The sequence below is a fragment of the Pseudomonas moorei genome (genome assembly GCF_008801475.1).
In the GTDB taxonomy this organism is placed as follows: Bacteria; Pseudomonadota; Gammaproteobacteria; order Pseudomonadales; family Pseudomonadaceae; genus Aquipseudomonas; species Aquipseudomonas moorei.
Window position 1 is genome coordinate 143,828 of record NZ_VZPP01000007.1, and the last position, 16,716, is coordinate 160,543.

A 16,716-nucleotide genomic window follows, 5' to 3' on the forward strand; every position below is an offset into this window, starting at 1 on the left:
CCTCAGCAGTTTTCGAAGTGGGTCTTGCGCTGGCCGCGCAGGACGATGTCAAAACGATAAGCCAGGCAATCCATCGGATTGGCCATGCTCATATCCAGTCTGGCGATCAGGCTTTGCACCGCTTCCTGGTTCGAGATCGACTTGACGATCGGGCACATGGGGATCAGCGGATCACCTTCGAAATACAGCTGGGTAATCAAGCGTGTCGCAATGGACGGGCCACTGATGGAGACATGGATATGGGCCGGGCGCCAATCGTTGGGGCCGTTGCGCCAAGGGTAGGGACCGGGCTTGACGGTACGGAAGCTGTAGTTGCCATCGCGGTCGGTCAGTGCGCGGCCGACACCGCCGAAATTCGGGTCGAGCGGGGCCAGATAGCTGTCCTTCTTGTGCCGGTAACGGCCACCGGCGTTGGCTTGCCACATCTCCACCAGGGTATGGGGAATCGGCTTGCCGTGCTGATCACACACGCGACCGGCGACAATGATGCGTTCGCCGATCGGCAGGCCACCGTGATTGAAGTTCAACAGCAGATCGTTATCGTGCTGACCCATCTTCAGGTGGGAAAAGTCCGGGCCGCTGGTTTCGGACAGGGATTGGGGAATGCTCACCAGTGCCTGGCGCGGGGAGCGCAGGATCGACGTCTTGTAGTCGGGGGTCAGGGCTTTTGGATGCCAGTTACGGTCACGAATGACGAAGCGGCTGTCGTGCGCATCAGACATGTCGTTTTTCCTGTTGTTATGGTTGGACGGAGGCGGGCACTGCGTTGGCAGCGACACGTGACCCCAGTTTCCTCCTGCGCGACCGGATGCAAAACTGAAAAAAACGACCCTATCCATATCCAGATGGTTATGGATATTGTCCTTCGCGATATTCCTGCCCGATCTCGCGCAGGGCTTCCACGCACCACTGCGCCGCTGGCGTCACCGGCAATGCAGGATTGCTGCACACCCCCACCGAACCGCCGGGTTCGCGCATCCCCAGGTCCAGCTCCACCAACTCACCTTGCCTCAAGTCCTGCCTGACAGCGTCATAGGGCGCCACCCAGATGGCCTGACTGCATTGCACGTAGCGCCGACTCAGGGCGATCGACAGGGTTTCCAGGCGTTGGCGTGATGGCGTTATCCCGTGCTGTACAAACAGGCTGTCGGCGAATTTGCGGATCGTCGTCCCCGCCGACGGCAAGACTAGCGGATAGTCCTCGAGGTTTTTATGCCCCTGCGGATCGCAGAGGGCCGGGTGGCCAGCGCGCACCACCAGGGTCATCGACTCGCTGTAGAGGTGCTCGAACGTCAGACCGGAGATCAACGGGCTATCGGTCATCCGACCGACCACCAGGTCCAGTTCGCCGACCCGCAGTTGCGACAGCAGATAAGCGCTGGGCCCGGTCATGACACTGACCACCAGGGCAGGGTGTCGGTCATGCAGGCGGCGAACCACTTCAGGAACCAGCAGGCTTTCGACGGTGGACAGCACACCAAGCTGCACGGTAACCGGTTCATGCACGCCGGAGCGCAGACTGTTGACCCCTTCGCGCAGCGATTGCACGCTCGGCCCGGCGTAGCGCAGGAAGGCGGCACCGGCCTCGGTCAGCGTCGAACCCTTTTTGCCCCGTTCAAACAGGGTGGCCTCCAGCAGGGTTTCCAGTTCCTTGAGGGTCTTGGAAAGCGCCGGCTGGCTGATCGCCAACTTGTCGGCGGCACGTGCCAGGCTGCCCTGGCGCGCCACTTCGAGAAAGCACACCAGATGACGGAATTTGATTCGGGTATCGATGTTCAATCAGGTGTTCTGCCTTGGTGGTGTGGCAAGCACTCTTGCGGGTGCCTGCTGCTGATGATAGGCGGTTATCGGCCGACGTTCAGTAGTTCGAAGCCAGGGATCAGCCTTCCCAGTTTGACGGCCTGGCGATACAGCACCTGCATGAGTTGGGTGGCCGATTCGGAAAGCGGTTCGAACCGTGAGTAGACAAAGCTTATTTCAAACTCAATCGCCTCATCCAAGGGGACGACCGTCAGGCCGCTGTCCTGGGCCACGAATTCATCGATGATGGTCAACCCCATGCCTTGCTTGACCAGGGCCACCGCTTCGTTGGCATTGGTGAAATTCAGCATGGAGCGTAGGTTCAGGCTCTGGCGTTCGATCTCCTCGGCCAGCAGTCGGCCAAAAGGCATGTCGGGGCGAAACAGCAACAACGGCTGATCGACCAGGTCGTGTAGCGACAAGGAAGGTCGCTGGGCAAAAGGGTGATCAGCCGGCATCACGCAGACCATGCGTGCACGCATGAAAGCCTGTGAGTGCAGATGGTCATGGATCAGCGGCAGTGCCGAGATCGCCAGGTCGACTTTCTTCGAAAGGATTTGATTGGGCATATCGCCCATCAGCGTTGTTTGCCATTCGATATTCAGCGATGGCAGTTCTCGCTTGAGCTGGGCCAGGGCGAACGGGATGACCACCGTCGACAGTGAAGCGCTGCAGCAGATGCGCAACTGTCGATTGGGGCCGCTGGCCAGGGCCAGCGCACAGTCGTTGACGGCCAGCGCGGCCTGGTAAACCCGCTCGACTTCCCGGTAAAGGATCACGGCTTCGGCCGTGGGCACCAGGCGATTATTGATGCGCTGAAACAAGCGGTAGACCAGCCGGCTCTCGATATAAGCGATCAGCTTGCTGACTGCAGGCTGCGACACGTAGAGCATTTTTGCTGCTCCGCTGATCGAGCCCGTCAGCATCACCGCCCGGAACACTTCCATGTGCCGCAGCTTGAACACCATCGTGTTGGCGTAGGGGGCTTCGCCGTTGGGCATGGGTCATTAACCTTTGGTTATTGTTCGAGCGATCTCTGTATGAGCGCTGTTAGCGGCCGGGTCGTATCTTCACTGCAACTGCATCGCCCAGCGCGGCGAACAATAACAAAGATCAGTTAGCAAGCGCAGTGACGCTTGGCGGGAGCAGCCTTGAGCATCTACGACGAACCCAAGATCGATTGCCATAACCATTTGTTTGACCCGGCGCGGTTTGCCTATCGCGCCGACACAATCTACGCACCCGCCGGGCAGGAAGTCGCGCCCCTGGAACAGTTCGTTCGGGTCATGGATGCCTATGGCGTACAGCACGCGTTGCTCGTGGGGCCGAGCAGTGGTTACCGCACCGATAATCGTTGCCTGCTGCATGCGCTGGCGCAGGGCGAGGGCCGTTTCAAGGGTATCGCCGTTGTTGACCATGACGCCCGCCTGGACGAACTGGCCGGGCTTAAGGAGCAGGGCGTGGTCGGCGTCGCCTTCAATCCAGCACTGGAAGGCGTGGCCGTCATGGATGACGCGGCCGGGCTTTTCGGGCGGCTCGCCGAACTGGACCTGTTCGCCCAGATCCAGGTGCAAGGCGACCAACTGCTCGGGTTGCTGGGCTTGATCGAGTCGACAGCGCCGCGGTTGCTCATCGATCACTGTGGGCGCCCCGAGGTCCGCGCAGGTCTCGGCCAACCGGGGTTCCGGGCGCTGCTGGATCTGGCCGGGAGCGGGCGGGCCTGGGTGAAAATTTCCGGTATGCAGAAATTTGCCGCCCACGATCATCTCGACGAACAAGCCGGTGCGTACGTGGGGGCGTTGCTCCAGGCGTTTGGCCCGGATGCCTGCGTATGGGGCTCGGACTGGCCGTTCATTCGCGAGCAATCTCGGGTGGACTACGGACCATTGCTCAAGCTGGCAGAGCGATTGATCCCCGATTTCAGTGAACGCAGGAAGGTGATGTGGGACACGCCACGCCGACTGTTCGGCTTTGGCGAACGTTGAACCAGCCCCGGGCTGGGGGCTGCCGGTAATACCCTCCGATAATAACAAGGAACAAAACGATGACGACCGACAATCGATTCGCAGCGTCGACGCTCGCCTGTCCGGCGACGCAAACCGCCAGAACACGCACGAGATTCATGATCCTGGCCCTGATTTCCGGGGGCACCATGATCAACTATCTGGACCGCAGCGTCATGGGCATCGCCGCGCCCAGCATCAGTGCCGACCTGGGCCTGAATGCCGTCATGATGGGGCTGATCTTTTCTGCATTTTCCTGGACCTACGCGGCCGCGCAGATTCCCGGGGGCATCCTGATCGATCGGTTGGGCACGAAGTTCACCTACTGGCTGGCGCTGACCTTATGGTCGCTGTTCACCGGCCTGCAAGGCCTCGCCCAAGGCTTTCTTTCGCTGCTGGGCTTTCGCTTGCTGGTGGGCGCCAGCGAAGCACCGTGCTTTCCCACCAACAGTCGGGTGGTAGCGACCTGGTTCCCACAGAGTGAGCGGGCCCGGGCGACCGGTATCTATACCTTCGCCGAGTACGTCGGGCTGGCATTTCTCACGCCGCTGCTGTTCTGGGTGTTGCATGCCCATGGCTGGCGCGTACTGCTGATGGCCGTGGGGATCCTGGGTGTTCTGTATGGCCTGGTGTGGTGGCGCAAGTATCACGAACCCCATGAGTCGACCACGGCCAACCAGGCCGAGCTTGACTACATTGCCGAAGGTGGCGGGGTGATTGATGGGGGACAGAAGGCCACGCGGTTCTGCTGGTCGCAGATCCCGGCGTTGCTCAAGCATCGCAACATGCTGGGGATCTGCCTGGGGCAGTTTGCCTGTAACTCGACGAACGTGTTCTTCCTCACCTGGTTTCCCACCTATTTGGTCACCGAGCGGCACATGCCCTGGCTCAAGGTGGGCTGGGTGGCGGTGCTGCCGTTTATCGCGGCTTCCCTCGGGACCCTGGCCGGTGGCTGGTTATCGGACGCCTTGCTGCGTCGCGGCTACTCGCTGAATGTCGCCCGCAAATTGCCAGTGATCGCAGGCCTTTTGACTGCATCGGTGATCGTGCTGGCCAACTACGTCGACTCCGACGCGCTGGTGATCGCCATTCTGTGCGTGGCCTATTTCGCCCAGGGCATGTCGGCGCTGGCCTGGATGATCGTGTCCGACATTGCACCCAAAGGTCTGCTCGGTTTGAGCGGCGGCGTGTTCAACCTGTTCGCCAATGCGGCCGGCATCGTTACCCCGTTGACTATCGGCGTCATTGTCAGCACCACCGGCTCGTTCGTCTGGGCCCTGGCTTTCGTGTCCTCGATCACCGTAATGGGTGCGCTGTGTTACCTGTTCATGGTGCGCGATCTGCGCCGCCTGCCTGATATCCAATCCGTTCAACAAGGAGCAATTTGATGACTCGATACCTGGAAGGCCAGACGGCCATCGTCACCGGCGGCATGCGTGGCATAGGCCTGGGCATTGCCCGGCGCTTGCACAGCGCGGGCGCACAGATAGTCATCTGGGACCTGGCGGTCGATGGCTGGGACAGCGTCGCCAACGGCTTTGAACCGGTGATGCGCCAAGCCGTCAACGTCGCTTCTCTGGCGTCCGTGGAGGCGGGGTTCAAGGAGGTCGTCGCCCAACAGGGGCGCGTCGATATCCTGGTCAACAATGCCGGTATCAATGGGCCGGTAACCCCTTGCTGGGAGTACCCGCCAGCTGCCTGGGACCAGGTTATCGCCATCGACCTGACGGGCGTGTTCTATTGCTGCCGCACGGTCATCCCGCACATGCGCGAGCGCGGCTACGGGCGCATCGTCAATGTCGCCTCGATGGCGGGCAAGGATGGCGTGCAATACATCTCCGGCTATTCGGCGGCGAAGGCCGGTGTCATCGCGTTCACCAAGGCGGCGGCCAAGGAATTGGCCCAGGACGGCGTACTGCTTAATTGCATCGCGCCGGCCATGGTGGAAACCGGGCTGATGGCGGAAATGACCCCCGAGCACATTGCCGCGAGCAAGGCCAAGATTCCCATGGGGCGTTTTCTGCAAATCGAGGAGATCGCCAACATGGTCACCTGGATCGCCGGGCCCGAATGCAGCTTCACCACGGGCTTTGTGTTCGACCTCAGCGGCGGGAGGGCAACCTATTGAGCGGCCTGGGTGTAGCGCATCTCACCGCACTTGAGCTTGCGCCCGCCGTGCTGGTCCGCGAGGCGGCGCGTGCGGGTTTCAGCTCGGTCGGGCTGCGACTGCACCCTGCCATGGCCGGTGGCATCGCTTACCCGTTGGTACCCGGCAGCCAGGCACTGCGGCAGTTGAAATCTACGCTGGATGCCGAAGGCATGGTGGTCAATGAGATCGAGTTCGTCGAGTTGACGCCGCAAGTGGATGTCGCTGGACTTGCGTCATTGCTGGAGTCCGGGGCGCAGCTGGGGGCGCGTTGCCTTACGGTGTCGGGCGACGATCCAGAGCCTTCCCGGCTCACGGATAATTTCGCGGCGGTGTGCCAGTTGGCGGCTGGTTATGGCTTGCGTATCGATCTGGAGTTCATGCGCTGGCGCCACATAGCCAACCTGCAACAGGCCGTCGCGTTGATCGCGGCGGCGGGCCAGGTCAACGGCGGCGTGCTGCTGGATGCCTTGCACCTGTTTCGCTCCGGCGGCGACGCCACGGCCGTGGCCCGGTTGGACCGACGTTACATCCATGGTGTGCAATGGTGCGATGCGCCGGCGCTGGCTCCTGCGGAAGAGGGCATCATCCGCGAAGCCCGCGAGGGACGCTTGCCGCCTGGTCAGGGCCAACTGCCCTTGGCCGATTTGTTCGATGCGCTACCGCCTCAGGTGCACTGGAGCGTGGAAATCCCAAGCGCCGCAACTGGCGCCCCCGAGCGGCTGGCTCAAGCTTTCGCGATCACCCGGTCCTGGTTGACCAGCGCACTGAGAGGCGCGCCGATCACATTTCTTCACCCGGCTCAAACATCGGCAAGCGCTGCAGCATCCAGTTGAGCAGCTCTTGGGCGGGGGCGGCCAGGGGACGGCCGGACTTGACCAGCAGTTTCGCCTCGACGCCGAGAAAGATCGGGTGGTCGATGGGGACGGCCGCCAGGCTGCCCTGGGCGATTTCCCGATAGGCCGCGAATTCTCCCAGCAACGAAGCGAAATCCCCGGCAGCGATCAGGCGCTTGAGGGCTGCCAGGGAGTTGCTGACCAGCGCCGGGCGGATCTCGATTTTCTCCGCATACTCGAGCATTTTTATCGCATGGCCGATGCCGAACGTGGTGGGCGTCAAGACCAGTTGGCAGGCGAGCAGGTCTTCGACGGTGGCCGCACGACCGTTCAAGGCCAGTGGATGATCCGGGCGCACCAGCAGCATGACGGGCTGCGATGAGGTTGCACGAAAGTCGATCTGCGCGTGCAGCGGCGGATTATAGGCAAGACCGATATGCGCACGGTTTTCTGCCACTTCGTTCATCACGTCATCGACGGGAAGGATGTCCAGGGTGACATCGAGCTTCGGGTACTGTTTGCAGAACGGCGCGAGCACGTTGTCGACCAGGGCATCGACATAACCCTCACTGATCACCACACGCACATGACCTTGCTGCAGGCCCTTGATCGCTTGTAACTGGTCTTCGAGCTTTTCCTGGTGAGACCGGTACCCGCGCCAGAACTCCAGTAAATGCGCGGCGGCCTCGGTCGGCTGGACACCGCGCGCCTGCCGTTCGAAAAGCCTCGCCCCTAACTCCTGTTCCAGCAACTTGATCTGCCGGGTGATCACCGAGGGGGAGGTGTTGATGCTGTCTGCGGCGCCTCGAATCGAGCCGTGGACGAGCACCTCATGAAAATACCGAAGCCGTTGCTGGTTGATCTCGCGCATGTCGGGTATCCCTGAAAGCTGCGTTGCCTATAGAGCAACGGTACGCGAACTTAGTTGCTCTTGCTGGGTTTTTGTCGTCGGGGCACCATCCTTTGGCACCCCCCCCCACCGGCCAACAAGAATAAAACGGAGACCCCTATGTCAGCCTTTGTACCGACGGCACGAAGTGGCGCCCTGTCTGCCCTTTACCGCAAGCTCAATGGGCGGCTGCTGCCGCTGCTGTTCATTTGCTATGTCTTCGCCTATCTGGACCGCATCAACGTCGGTTTTGCCAAACTGCAGATGCAAAGTGATCTCGGGCTTTCCGACGCGGCTTATGGCGCAGGGGCCGGTATCTTTTTTCTGGGGTACGTGTTGTTTGAACTGCCCAGCAACCTGATGCTTCCCCGGGTGGGGGCGCGCAAGACATTCAGTCGCATTCTGGTGTTGTGGGGCATAACCTCCGCCTGCATGCTCTTTGTCCGCGACGTGCCGACGTTCTACCTGATGCGTTTTCTGCTGGGTGTATTCGAAGCCGGTTTCGCGCCGGGGATGATCTATTACCTGTCTTGCTGGTACGGTCCGACACGCATGGCCCGCGCCATTGCCATCGTGTTCATCGCCGGGCCCATTGGCGGCATAGTCGGTGGTCCGCTTTCCGCCTGGCTGATGACCACGCTTTCCGGCATCGGCGGTTTGGCTGGGTGGCAGTGGATGTTTCTGATTGAAGGTCTTCCCTGCGTGTTCCTCGGTATCCTGACCTTTTTTGTGCTGTCCAATCGGCCCTCGGACGCCCATTGGCTGAGTGCTGAAGAAAAGCAATTGCTGGAGGCAGAAGTGGGTACATCAGCGGGACAAACCCATTCGTTCAGGGCTGTTTTGCGCGACCCGAAAACCTACGTCCTGGCATCGGCTTACTTCTGCATCATTTTCTCGATCTACGCCATGAGCTTCTGGCTGCCGGCCATCCTCAGGGCCCAGGGTGTCGATGACACGCTGCAATTGGGTTGGTATTCCTCTATTCCGTATATCGGGGCCGCAATCGGCATGTACCTGATAGGGCGCCGATCCGACCGCGTCGGTGAAAGGCGCTACCACTGTGCAGTGCCCGCGGGCATCGGGGCGGTTCTGCTGCTGGCGTTTCCGTTTGCAGAAGGGCACTGGTGGGTATCGCTGGGGCTGCTGACCGGGGCCACCACCACGATTTTCATGGCTTACACCGTGTTCTGGGCCATGCCCTCCGAACACATCAAGGGCGAAGCCGCGGCGGGCGGTATCGCCTTCATCAATACCATCGGTCTTTGCGGTGGCTTCTGGGGGCCTGCGGTCATTGGGTGGGCGAAAACGGCCACCGGTAACATGAACCTGGGCATCGTCGCCGTTGGCTGTGCATCACTTTGCGCGGCAATGGTCATCACTCGCAGCCGATCGCTATCGGGTGAACACGCTGCACCTCAATACAGCTCTGTGTGATCAGATACCGGCAACTTCAACTGAATCGTCGTGTTCCGCAAGGAACCTTGCAATGGAGATAACTTAGATGCTTTTACACCTGTCGACCTGGGCCGAAATCGGAGAATTCCTGCAACGCAGTCGGACCATCGTTGTCCCGATCGGTTCGAATGAACAACACGGGCCTACCGGTCTTTTGGGCACCGACTGGATGTGCCCGGAAATCATTGCCCACGAAGCCCAGAAATCAGCAGACATCTTGATTTCTCCGACTTTCAACATTGGCATGGCCCAACACCACCTGGGTTTTCCGGGAACCATTTCACTGCGTCCCTCAACTTTCATCGCCGCCATTGGCGACTGGGTGCGGTCGCTGGCTGCGCACGGGTTCGAGAAAATCCTGTTCCTCAATGGTCACGGCGGTAATGTCGCCTCGATTGAAGCAGCGTTCTCGGAGCTTTACGCCGAGGCGAGCTTCGCCCGACGTCCGGCGGGGTTTGCGCTGAAGCTGTGCAACTGGTGGGACCTCGAAGGCATTGGCGAGCTGGCGCGAGAGCAGTTTCCAACCGGCCATGGTGTGCATGCCACCCCGTCCGAAATTGCCGTGACCCAATGGGCGTACCCGGACTCGATCAAGTCGGCCGGGTATTCGCCCCAGATCGCCGCGTGGGGGCCCATCCGCGAAGCACAAGACTTCCGCGCGCGCCATCCGGATGGTCGCATGGGCTCGGACCCGGCTCAGGCAACGCCGGAAAAAGGTCATGCACTGGTGATGATGGCGGCCAAGGGCCTGGTGCAGGAGCTGGACGCTTTCAGTCGGGAATCGACACCTCACGGCAACGGCTGAGACACGTCATCGAGGCCAGCTCATTGGGGTCAATGGCTGTCCGATTGAAAGCTTTGGGAAAAAACTGGCGCCCCAATGAGGCGCCTTCAAGGTCGCAGATCACGACCTTCATTCATTTGTAGAACAACAATACAACCAGCCTCCAGCGTACGAGGTCAGAAAAACTTGATCTCGTAACCAAATCGCGAGGCGGCTGCGACGATATGCTGCCCCATGATCTGCCGCGCCGCCGCCGCATTCCTTTCGCTGAAAGCCTGCACCAGGTCTTCATGTTCCCCGCGTGCCGCATGCGGAATATTGCTGAACACCGGGCCTCGCCGCGCGAAGGTCATGCTGATCAGGGCACGCATCGGCTCGAGCACCGTGCGGATCATTGTCTCGAGATAATCGTTGCCCGACGCGGCGGCCACGGCGCGATGAAAGTCGAGGTCAGCGTTGACGGTTTCCAGCGTCGGTTCACCTTCGTATTGCATTCTCAGGACCGCTGCCTGTATGGCTTTGAGTTTGTGCGGCGTCATGTGCGTCGCCGCCAGCGCAGCGGCCTGGCTCTCCAGTACGGCCCGCACTTCGAACATGTTGCGGATCGTATTGTCGCCATCGAGCAAGGGCGCACTCGCGCGCGCTGGGGACGGTTCCGGCGAGGGGGGCGCGGCAGCGACGAACACGCCCACACCCTGGCGGGACTGGATCAGTCCCTGGGCCCGAAGCGTCGCGATGCCTTCGCGAACGACATTCCGGCTGACGCCGAAATTTTGCGAGAGAAACTGTTCGGTCGGCAGGCGGTCACCCGGCCGCAGTCGTCCGGAGGCAATCTCATCGCTCAACGAGCGGGCGATGTGCTCGGCCAGATGAGGTCGCCGCGCCACGGGTTGCACATTCATTTCACTCATGCGGATTCATCCCTCTCACTTGTCTACTTAATCTACATCAGAAGACTTGTTCCTGACAGTCATAACTGAATTTCATTGTCGACATCAATAAAATAAGTCAATAAAAACAATAGTTTAATGATGATTTAGATCAAAGTCTGCCATGGGTCAGTAGTTGTTCAGTTGAGGAACAACAGGATGTCTTGTATGTTGTCCTCAACCTGGCACGGGCGAAATCCGAAAGTCGCCGCGCCACCGTTGCAACCTGCTTGAGGCGTCGTCTTATGAAAATTGCCAGTATTGAAACCATTCCGTTGCGGATTCCCTTCACCACAGGAGGGCGGTCGGCCGGCGGGGTATGGGGGCCGAAAGACCTGCAGATGGTCGACTCCCTCGTGGTCAAGATCACCACGGATGACGGAATCGTCGGCTGGGGCGAAACCTTCGGCTTCACCGCGATACCGGCGGTGAAAGTGGTGATCGACACGATCCTCGCGCCCGAATTGATCGGTAGCGATGTCACGCGGCGCGAGAAATTGCAGGGCGATCTGCAGAAGAAGTTTCACGTCTTCGGTCGCAGCGGCGCGTTCATCTTCGGCCTGTCGGCGATTGATATCGCGCTGTGGGATATCGCTGGCAAAGCGGCCGGCAGACCGATCTACCAACTGCTTGGCGGCAGTGAAGCCACTTCGCTGGCGGCCTATGCAAGCCTGATCCGCTATGCCGACCCCGAACTCATCCGCGTCAACGTGCAACGCGCGGTCAACAGCGGTTTCCGCCACCTCAAGCTGCACGAGGTTGACGTCGAGGTCATCCGCGCCGCGTGCGAAGCCGCGGGCCCCGGCGTGGAAATCACCCTCGACGTCAATGCCCCCTGGACGGTGCGCGAAGCGCTGGACATGACCGAAAAACTTCGCCCGTTGAACCTGCGCTGGATCGAAGAGCCGGTATGGCCACCGGAAAACTATTCGGGGCTGGCGACAGTGCGCAAGCAGGGCGGCATTCCCGTTGCGGCCGGCGAAAACGCCTCGACCTTGATGGACTTCCAGCACCTGCTTGAAGCCGGTGCGGTCGATTTCATTCAACCCAGTCCGGCAAAAATGGGTGGCATCACCGAGCTGCAAAAAGTCTATGCACTGGCCAACGCCCACAACGTCACCGTGATGGTTCACGCCTTTTATGACGGCCCCGGCCTGCTGGCCGCCGTGCATGGCAGTGCCGCCCTGGGTGGTGCGAAGTCCCTGGTCGAATGGCGTTACTTCGATCTCGAAGCGCAGCTCTATGGCGACGCGATCATTCCGCGTAACGGCCGCATCGAAGTGCCGCAAGGGCCGGGACTCGGTCTCGAGCCGGACCAGGACGTCATCCGCGACTACCGCTTCAAACCCTGACCGCCCAAGCCACCCGGCCTTTGCCGGGTGATCCCTGCCGACGCAACAGCCGTCGGCCGCGATCGGCGATGGCGACATTCTTGATAAAAATAAATACGAGGATTGCGGACATGTTAGACAGAATCGTAGGGCCCATCTTGCCCGTCGCCTTTGTGATCGCGCTGGGCTATATCGCCGGCAAGCGCGGACGGCTTACCCATTCGGACAGCCTGCTGATCAGCCGGCTGGTACTCGGCTGGATATTCCCGGCGCTGCTGTTTGTCGGGATGGCGAGCACGCCGCGTGAACAGCTCCTTGATTTCAAGTTCGTCGCGGCCACGTTTATCGGCATCATGGGCATGTACACGATTGCGCTGGCGATCGGCTGGTTCACCACGCGCAATCTCAAGGTCGCGACGCTCAAGGGCTTCGTGAATGGTTATCCGGACGCGGCCTTCATGGGTATTCCCATCCTCGCCACGATGTACGGCGCCGGCAGCATTTATTCGGTGCTCGTGCTGAACCTGGTCGCGAGCCTGGTCATGATCCCGCTGACAACCATGTTGCTCACCATCGCCGATGGAAAGGGCAGTGGTACCCAGGCGTTCGTGTCGAGCCTGTCGGGAGCGGTGCGTCGTCCGCTGATGTGGGCGCCGGCCCTGGGCATTCTGATCTCGCTGCTGCAGGTCAAGATGCCGCCGATTGCCGCGGAGTCCCTCACGCTTCTGGGCAAGGCGACGCCTGGCGTATCCCTGCTGTGCCTGGGATTGATCATGTCATCCGAGAAACTGAAGATGTCGGGTGAAGTCTGGGGCAACCTCGGGCTCAAGCTGTTCATTCACCCGGTATTGATGTTCGCCGCCACTGTCGTACTGGGCACCCACGGGCTTTACGCACAACAGATGATCCTGCTTTGCGCGCTTCCGTCGGCGACCATCCCGGCGATGTTCGCCAACCAGACCGGCGCCTATCAGAGTGAGGCCGCGACCTCCATTCTGGTCAGCACCGTGTTGTCGATCGTGACGTTCTCGGCGGCGATCTACCTGATTGATGGAGGGCTTGCGGCAGCCTGATGGAGGACTCGGCGGATGGCGTGGCGCTCGTGTCGAGTTGCCACGCCTGCGCGCCATGCCACGCTGTTGTAGGCGCCACCAACGGCCTCAAGGAATGAACCGATAGCCAACACCCGTCTCGGTCACCAGGTGCCGTGGCTGTGAAGGGTCCACCTCGACCTTCTTCCTCAACCCGCCCATGAACACCCGAAGGTACGGCGTATCGGTGGTGTGGGAGGGGCCCCAGACTGCTTTCAACAGTTGCAGATGCGTCAATACCCGATTCGGGTGCGAGCAAAGATGCACCAGCAATCGATATTCCAGCGGCGTCAGATGCAAGGGTTCACCACCACGCTCGACCACGCGACGATCGACATCGATGCGCACCTCGCCAAAACTCAGCACTGAATTGTTATCGGCGTCCTTTGCCTGTCGGCGCAGCAGTGCGCGGACCCGGGCGAGCAGCTCTCCGGTGCCGAAAGGCTTGACCAGATAGTCATCGGCGCCGCTGTCCAGGGCGAGGATTTTGTCCGATTCGGCACCCCGGGCCGATAACACGATGATGGGCACGGGCGACCAGCTGCGGACATCACGGATCAGCTCGATGCCGTCGCCGTCGGGCAGGCCCAGGTCGAGCACGATCAGGTCGGGGCGGCGCGTGCCGGCGTCGATGATGCCTCGGTGAAACGTATCGGCCTCATGCACTTCCAGGCCTTCGGCTTGCAGTGCCATGCGCACGAAACGGCGTATTTCCTTTTCGTCCTCAACGATCAGGACATGGGGCACGGGTTCGTTCATGACGGCTCCTCGTCCGTTTGCTGGGTAAAGGGTTCGATCACGGGTGGGGTTTCGCGGGGCAGGCGCAAGGTGAAACAAGCACCACCCTGGGGCCGTGTGACGCCGACGATGGTCCCGTCATGCGCCCGGGCAATCGCCCGGCAGATGGCCAGGCCCAGGCCGACGCCGGGGATTGAACTTTCCTTTTTGCCACGCATGAATTTGTTGAAGATGGCCTCTTCCTGTCCCGGTGGCAGGCCATGCCCTTCGTCGGCGACCCACAATTCGACGGCCTCCGGCGTGGCGTTGGCGCCAACGCTGATCGCGGTGTCGGGTGGGGTGTATTTGATCGCGTTTTCGATCAGGTTGATGAGGATGCGCTCGATCAGCACCGCATCGATACGCACCGGTGGCAAGTCGTCATCCAGCGCGACGCGAACCGAACGCCCGTTCAGAATCGGCTGGACAGTTCGCAGGGCGCTACCCACCACGTCCTCGATCGGCTGCCACTGACGATTCAATTCCACCTTGCCGGATTCCAGGCGCGCCATGTCCAGCAAGTTGTTGACCAGCGTGTTCATGCGCAATGCTGATTCGCCCACGGCGCTGGCGATTTCGGCGGCTTCGCCGGTCAAGGGTGGCTTGGTCAGTTTCAGCGCTTCGGCGAGCCCGACCATGACCGACAGCGGGGTTCGCAGGTCGTGGGAGATGGCCGAGAGCAGCAAGTTGCGTAAGCGCTCGGATTCCATGTGAACCGTCGTGTCCTGAGCCACGTTGATGTAGTGAATCCGCTCCAGGGAGATGGCCAGCAACGAGGCGCAAGTGTCGAGCAGGCGCCGCTGTTCCGGCACCACCAGCCGGGTGGTATCGCGCGGCTGCACCGCCAGTATCCCGCGCACCCGCATCGGCGCCGACAAGGGCAAATACAGCGTGGAGCTGGAGGGCAGGGTGTCGGTGCCATAGCCGGCCGGTTCGGCCTTGTCGAATGCCCACTGGGCAATGGCGGGGTCAACTTGCGGTGCGTCGCCCGTGATCAGCGGAGCCTGGAGTTTGTTGTTGTCATCGGCCACCAGCAAGGCCGATCGGGCACCAAATTCGGCCGTCAGAAACTGCGCACTGATAGTGGCCACCTGTTCGGTCATCAGCGTGGCGGACAACAGGCGCGACATCTCATAGAGCGCGCGCATGCGATCTTCGCGCCGTTGCGAGACCCGCGCCTGGTACTTGAGGCCGGCGGTCATCTGGCCAATCACCAGAGCCACCACCAGCATGACCATGAACGTCACCAGGTATTGAATATCGGCAAAGGCGAAGGAATAGCGCGGCGAGACAAAGAAAAAATCGAAGGCACCGACCGACACGAAAGACGCCATCACCGCCGGGCCGCGACCGAAGCGCACCGCGACGGCAACCACCCCCAGCAAAAAGAGCATGACGATGTTGGCTTGCTCGAGTATGTCTGCCAGCGGCAGGGCAACCAGCGTCGTGCCCGCGCACAGCACGGCGCTCCACAGATAGGCGGGCCAGGGGATTGGATTGTCGCGAGTTTCAGGCGTGGCTGCCGGGCGTGGACTGCTGGCCGGCAGCGAGATTTGAATCACATCCAGATCAGCGCCCAACATGCCGATCTTGTCCGCCAGCACCTGGCGCCAGAAACGCGGCCGCGCCAGCATGTCCCGGCCCAAAACGACTTTCGACAGGTTGTGTTGCCGGGCGTATTTGACCAGCGTTTCGGCAACGTCCTGACCCGCCAGCGTCGCGATCTGTGCGCCCATGTCCTGAGCCAGTTTCAAGGCCGCCAGCACCCGTCGCCGCTTGGCATCGGCCAGGCGTTGCAGGGACGGGGTTTCGACATACACGGCGTGCCACGGCACATTCAGCTGGACGGCCAGGCGAGCCGTTGAACGCACGGTCTTTTCCGCCTGGTCGTGGGGGCCGACGCAGGCGAGCAGGGAATCGCGAGTGCCCCACACCGGTTTGACCGAACTGTTCTGGCGGTACTGCAACATGTCACTGTCGACCCGGTCGGCGGTGCGCCGCAGGGCCAGTTCCCGCAGGGCAATCAGGTTGCCCTTGCGAAAGAAATTCTGCACCGCACGCTCGGCCTGTTGCGCCAGGTAGACCTTGCCTTCTTTCAGGCGCTGCAACAGGTCGTCGGGGGGCAGGTCGACGATGACCACTTCGTCGGCCGTGTCGAATACATGGTCGGGTACGGTCTCCCAGACCCGGATGCCGGTGATGCCGCCCACAATGTCGTTCAGGCTCTCAAGATGCTGGACGTTCATCGTGGACCAGACGTCGATACCGGCACTGAGCAGTTCCTCCACGTCCTGCCAGCGCTTTGGGTGCCGCGAACCGACGACATTGGAATGGGCCAGTTCATCGATAAGGATCAAGCCGGGCGCACGGGCGAGCGCGGCGTCCAGGTCGAATTCGGTGACGGTACGGTTTTTGTCGACGATGCGTTTGAGGGGCAGCGACTCCAGGCCGTCGATCAGCGCTTGGGTTTCGGCGCGGCCGTGGGTTTCGACCACGCCGATCAATACATCGATGCCCTGCAGTTTTGCCGTGTGGGCGGCCGACAGCATGGCGTAGGTCTTGCCGACCCCGGCGCTGGCGCCGAAGAAAATTTTCAGCCGACCGCGTTTGGCTTGCTCGTCCTCTTGGCGAATCAGGGCCAGGAGCTGGTCCGGGTCGGGACGTTGTTCGGCCAT

General features: G+C 61.1%; 15 protein-coding genes. 8 read left to right on the forward strand and 7 right to left on the reverse strand.

Going from position 1 to position 16,716, the window contains the following annotated elements; translation table 11 throughout:
* Window positions 1-2 precede the first annotated feature (2 nt).
* The 3 genes from pcaH to F7R06_RS15180 all read right to left on the reverse strand — a co-directional run bounded on the left by pcaH (window position 3) and on the right by F7R06_RS15180 (window position 2,801).
* On the reverse strand, window positions 3-722 hold the full coding sequence (pcaH, locus tag F7R06_RS15170) for a protocatechuate 3,4-dioxygenase subunit beta (RefSeq protein WP_090319976.1): 720 nt from the start codon (window positions 720-722) through the stop codon (window positions 3-5).
* A gap of 127 nt (window positions 723-849) precedes the next feature.
* Entirely contained in the window at window positions 850-1,779 is a 930-nt protein-coding gene (pcaQ, locus tag F7R06_RS15175; RefSeq protein ID WP_090319979.1) for a pca operon transcription factor PcaQ, read from the reverse strand.
* 65 nt (window positions 1,780-1,844) lie between these two features.
* Complete coding sequence (locus tag F7R06_RS15180; protein WP_090319981.1) at window positions 1,845-2,801, reverse strand: LysR family transcriptional regulator; 957 nt, start codon at window positions 2,799-2,801, stop codon at window positions 1,845-1,847.
* Window positions 2,802-2,951: 150 nt separating this feature from the next.
* Between F7R06_RS15180 and F7R06_RS15185 the strand changes: the two genes are divergently transcribed.
* The 4 genes from F7R06_RS15185 to F7R06_RS15200 are packed head-to-tail and all read left to right on the forward strand — an operon-like array spanning window position 2,952 to window position 6,785.
* Window positions 2,952-3,785: an amidohydrolase family protein gene (locus F7R06_RS15185; protein ID WP_090319985.1), complete on the forward strand. Its 834-nt coding sequence runs from the start codon at window positions 2,952-2,954 to the stop codon at window positions 3,783-3,785.
* 59 nt (window positions 3,786-3,844) lie between these two features.
* Complete coding sequence (locus F7R06_RS15190; RefSeq protein ID WP_090319987.1) at window positions 3,845-5,191, forward strand: MFS transporter; 1,347 nt, start codon at window positions 3,845-3,847, stop codon at window positions 5,189-5,191.
* The gene (locus F7R06_RS15195) at window positions 5,191-5,931 is read left to right on the forward strand and encodes an SDR family NAD(P)-dependent oxidoreductase (RefSeq protein WP_090319990.1); all 741 of its coding nucleotides are present in this window, start codon (window positions 5,191-5,193) and stop codon (window positions 5,929-5,931) included. Before F7R06_RS15190 ends, F7R06_RS15195 begins: the two co-directional genes overlap by 1 nt.
* Window positions 5,928-6,785 (forward strand): sugar phosphate isomerase/epimerase family protein, encoded by an 858-nt coding sequence (locus tag F7R06_RS15200; protein ID WP_090319993.1) that lies wholly within the window; start codon window positions 5,928-5,930, stop codon window positions 6,783-6,785. Before F7R06_RS15195 ends, F7R06_RS15200 begins: the two co-directional genes overlap by 4 nt.
* Here the strand turns inward: F7R06_RS15200 and F7R06_RS15205 are convergent.
* Window positions 6,733-7,656 (reverse strand): LysR family transcriptional regulator, encoded by a 924-nt coding sequence (locus F7R06_RS15205; protein ID WP_090319996.1) that lies wholly within the window; start codon window positions 7,654-7,656, stop codon window positions 6,733-6,735. The genes F7R06_RS15200 and F7R06_RS15205 overlap by 53 nt on opposite strands.
* A gap of 138 nt (window positions 7,657-7,794) precedes the next feature.
* Here F7R06_RS15205 and F7R06_RS15210 point away from each other — a divergent pair, with 138 nt between their 5' ends.
* Window positions 7,795-9,108, forward strand: a complete 1,314-nt coding sequence (locus F7R06_RS15210) for an MFS transporter (RefSeq protein WP_090319999.1) — start codon at window positions 7,795-7,797, stop codon at window positions 9,106-9,108.
* Window positions 9,109-9,175: 67 nt separating this feature from the next.
* On the forward strand, window positions 9,176-9,934 hold the full coding sequence (locus F7R06_RS15215; protein ID WP_090320002.1) for a creatininase family protein: 759 nt from the start codon (window positions 9,176-9,178) through the stop codon (window positions 9,932-9,934).
* Window positions 9,935-10,089: 155 nt separating this feature from the next.
* Here the strand turns inward: F7R06_RS15215 and F7R06_RS15220 are convergent, their stop codons facing one another.
* The gene (locus F7R06_RS15220; RefSeq protein ID WP_090320005.1) at window positions 10,090-10,824 is read right to left on the reverse strand and encodes a FadR/GntR family transcriptional regulator; all 735 of its coding nucleotides are present in this window, start codon (window positions 10,822-10,824) and stop codon (window positions 10,090-10,092) included.
* Between the two features lie 263 nt (window positions 10,825-11,087).
* Here F7R06_RS15220 and F7R06_RS15225 point away from each other — a divergent pair, with 263 nt between their 5' ends.
* Both F7R06_RS15225 and F7R06_RS15230 read left to right on the forward strand, forming a co-directional pair.
* Window positions 11,088-12,194 carry a mandelate racemase/muconate lactonizing enzyme family protein gene (locus F7R06_RS15225; RefSeq protein ID WP_090320008.1) on the forward strand — a complete coding sequence of 369 codons (1,107 nt, stop codon included), beginning with the start codon at window positions 11,088-11,090 and terminating at the stop codon, window positions 12,192-12,194.
* A gap of 110 nt (window positions 12,195-12,304) precedes the next feature.
* Window positions 12,305-13,246: an AEC family transporter gene (locus tag F7R06_RS15230; protein WP_090320011.1), complete on the forward strand. Its 942-nt coding sequence runs from the start codon at window positions 12,305-12,307 to the stop codon at window positions 13,244-13,246.
* Window positions 13,247-13,333: 87 nt separating this feature from the next.
* Here the strand turns inward: F7R06_RS15230 and F7R06_RS15235 are convergent, their stop codons facing one another.
* Together F7R06_RS15235 and kdpD are read right to left on the reverse strand one after the other, a co-directional pair.
* A complete protein-coding gene (locus tag F7R06_RS15235; protein ID WP_090320014.1) occupies window positions 13,334-14,023 on the reverse strand; it encodes a response regulator in 690 nt (229 codons plus the stop codon).
* Complete coding sequence (gene kdpD, locus F7R06_RS15240) at window positions 14,020-16,716, reverse strand: two-component system sensor histidine kinase KdpD (RefSeq protein WP_090320018.1); 2,697 nt, start codon at window positions 16,714-16,716, stop codon at window positions 14,020-14,022. Before kdpD ends, F7R06_RS15235 begins: the two co-directional genes overlap by 4 nt.

Bases quoted from the DNA above. Each gene is read 5' to 3' on its own strand.
- F7R06_RS15195 (WP_090319990.1), top strand. From the start codon at position 5,191: ATGACTCGATACCTGGAAGGCCAGACGGCCATCGTCACCGGCGGCATG.
- kdpD (WP_090320018.1), bottom strand. From the start codon at position 16,716: ATGGCCGAACAACGTCCCGACCCGGACCAGCTCCTGGCCCTGATTCGC.
- F7R06_RS15190 (WP_090319987.1), top strand. From the start codon at position 3,845: ATGACGACCGACAATCGATTCGCAGCGTCGACGCTCGCCTGTCCGGCG.
- F7R06_RS15180 (WP_090319981.1), bottom strand. From the start codon at position 2,801: ATGCCCAACGGCGAAGCCCCCTACGCCAACACGATGGTGTTCAAGCTG.
- F7R06_RS15230 (WP_090320011.1), top strand. From the start codon at position 12,305: ATGTTAGACAGAATCGTAGGGCCCATCTTGCCCGTCGCCTTTGTGATC.
- F7R06_RS15235 (WP_090320014.1), bottom strand. From the start codon at position 14,023: ATGAACGAACCCGTGCCCCATGTCCTGATCGTTGAGGACGAAAAGGAA.
- pcaH (WP_090319976.1), bottom strand. From the start codon at position 722: ATGTCTGATGCGCACGACAGCCGCTTCGTCATTCGTGACCGTAACTGG.
- F7R06_RS15215 (WP_090320002.1), top strand. From the start codon at position 9,176: ATGCTTTTACACCTGTCGACCTGGGCCGAAATCGGAGAATTCCTGCAA.
- F7R06_RS15205 (WP_090319996.1), bottom strand. From the start codon at position 7,656: ATGCGCGAGATCAACCAGCAACGGCTTCGGTATTTTCATGAGGTGCTC.
- F7R06_RS15210 (WP_090319999.1), top strand. From the start codon at position 7,795: ATGTCAGCCTTTGTACCGACGGCACGAAGTGGCGCCCTGTCTGCCCTT.
- F7R06_RS15220 (WP_090320005.1), bottom strand. From the start codon at position 10,824: ATGAGTGAAATGAATGTGCAACCCGTGGCGCGGCGACCTCATCTGGCC.
- F7R06_RS15225 (WP_090320008.1), top strand. From the start codon at position 11,088: ATGAAAATTGCCAGTATTGAAACCATTCCGTTGCGGATTCCCTTCACC.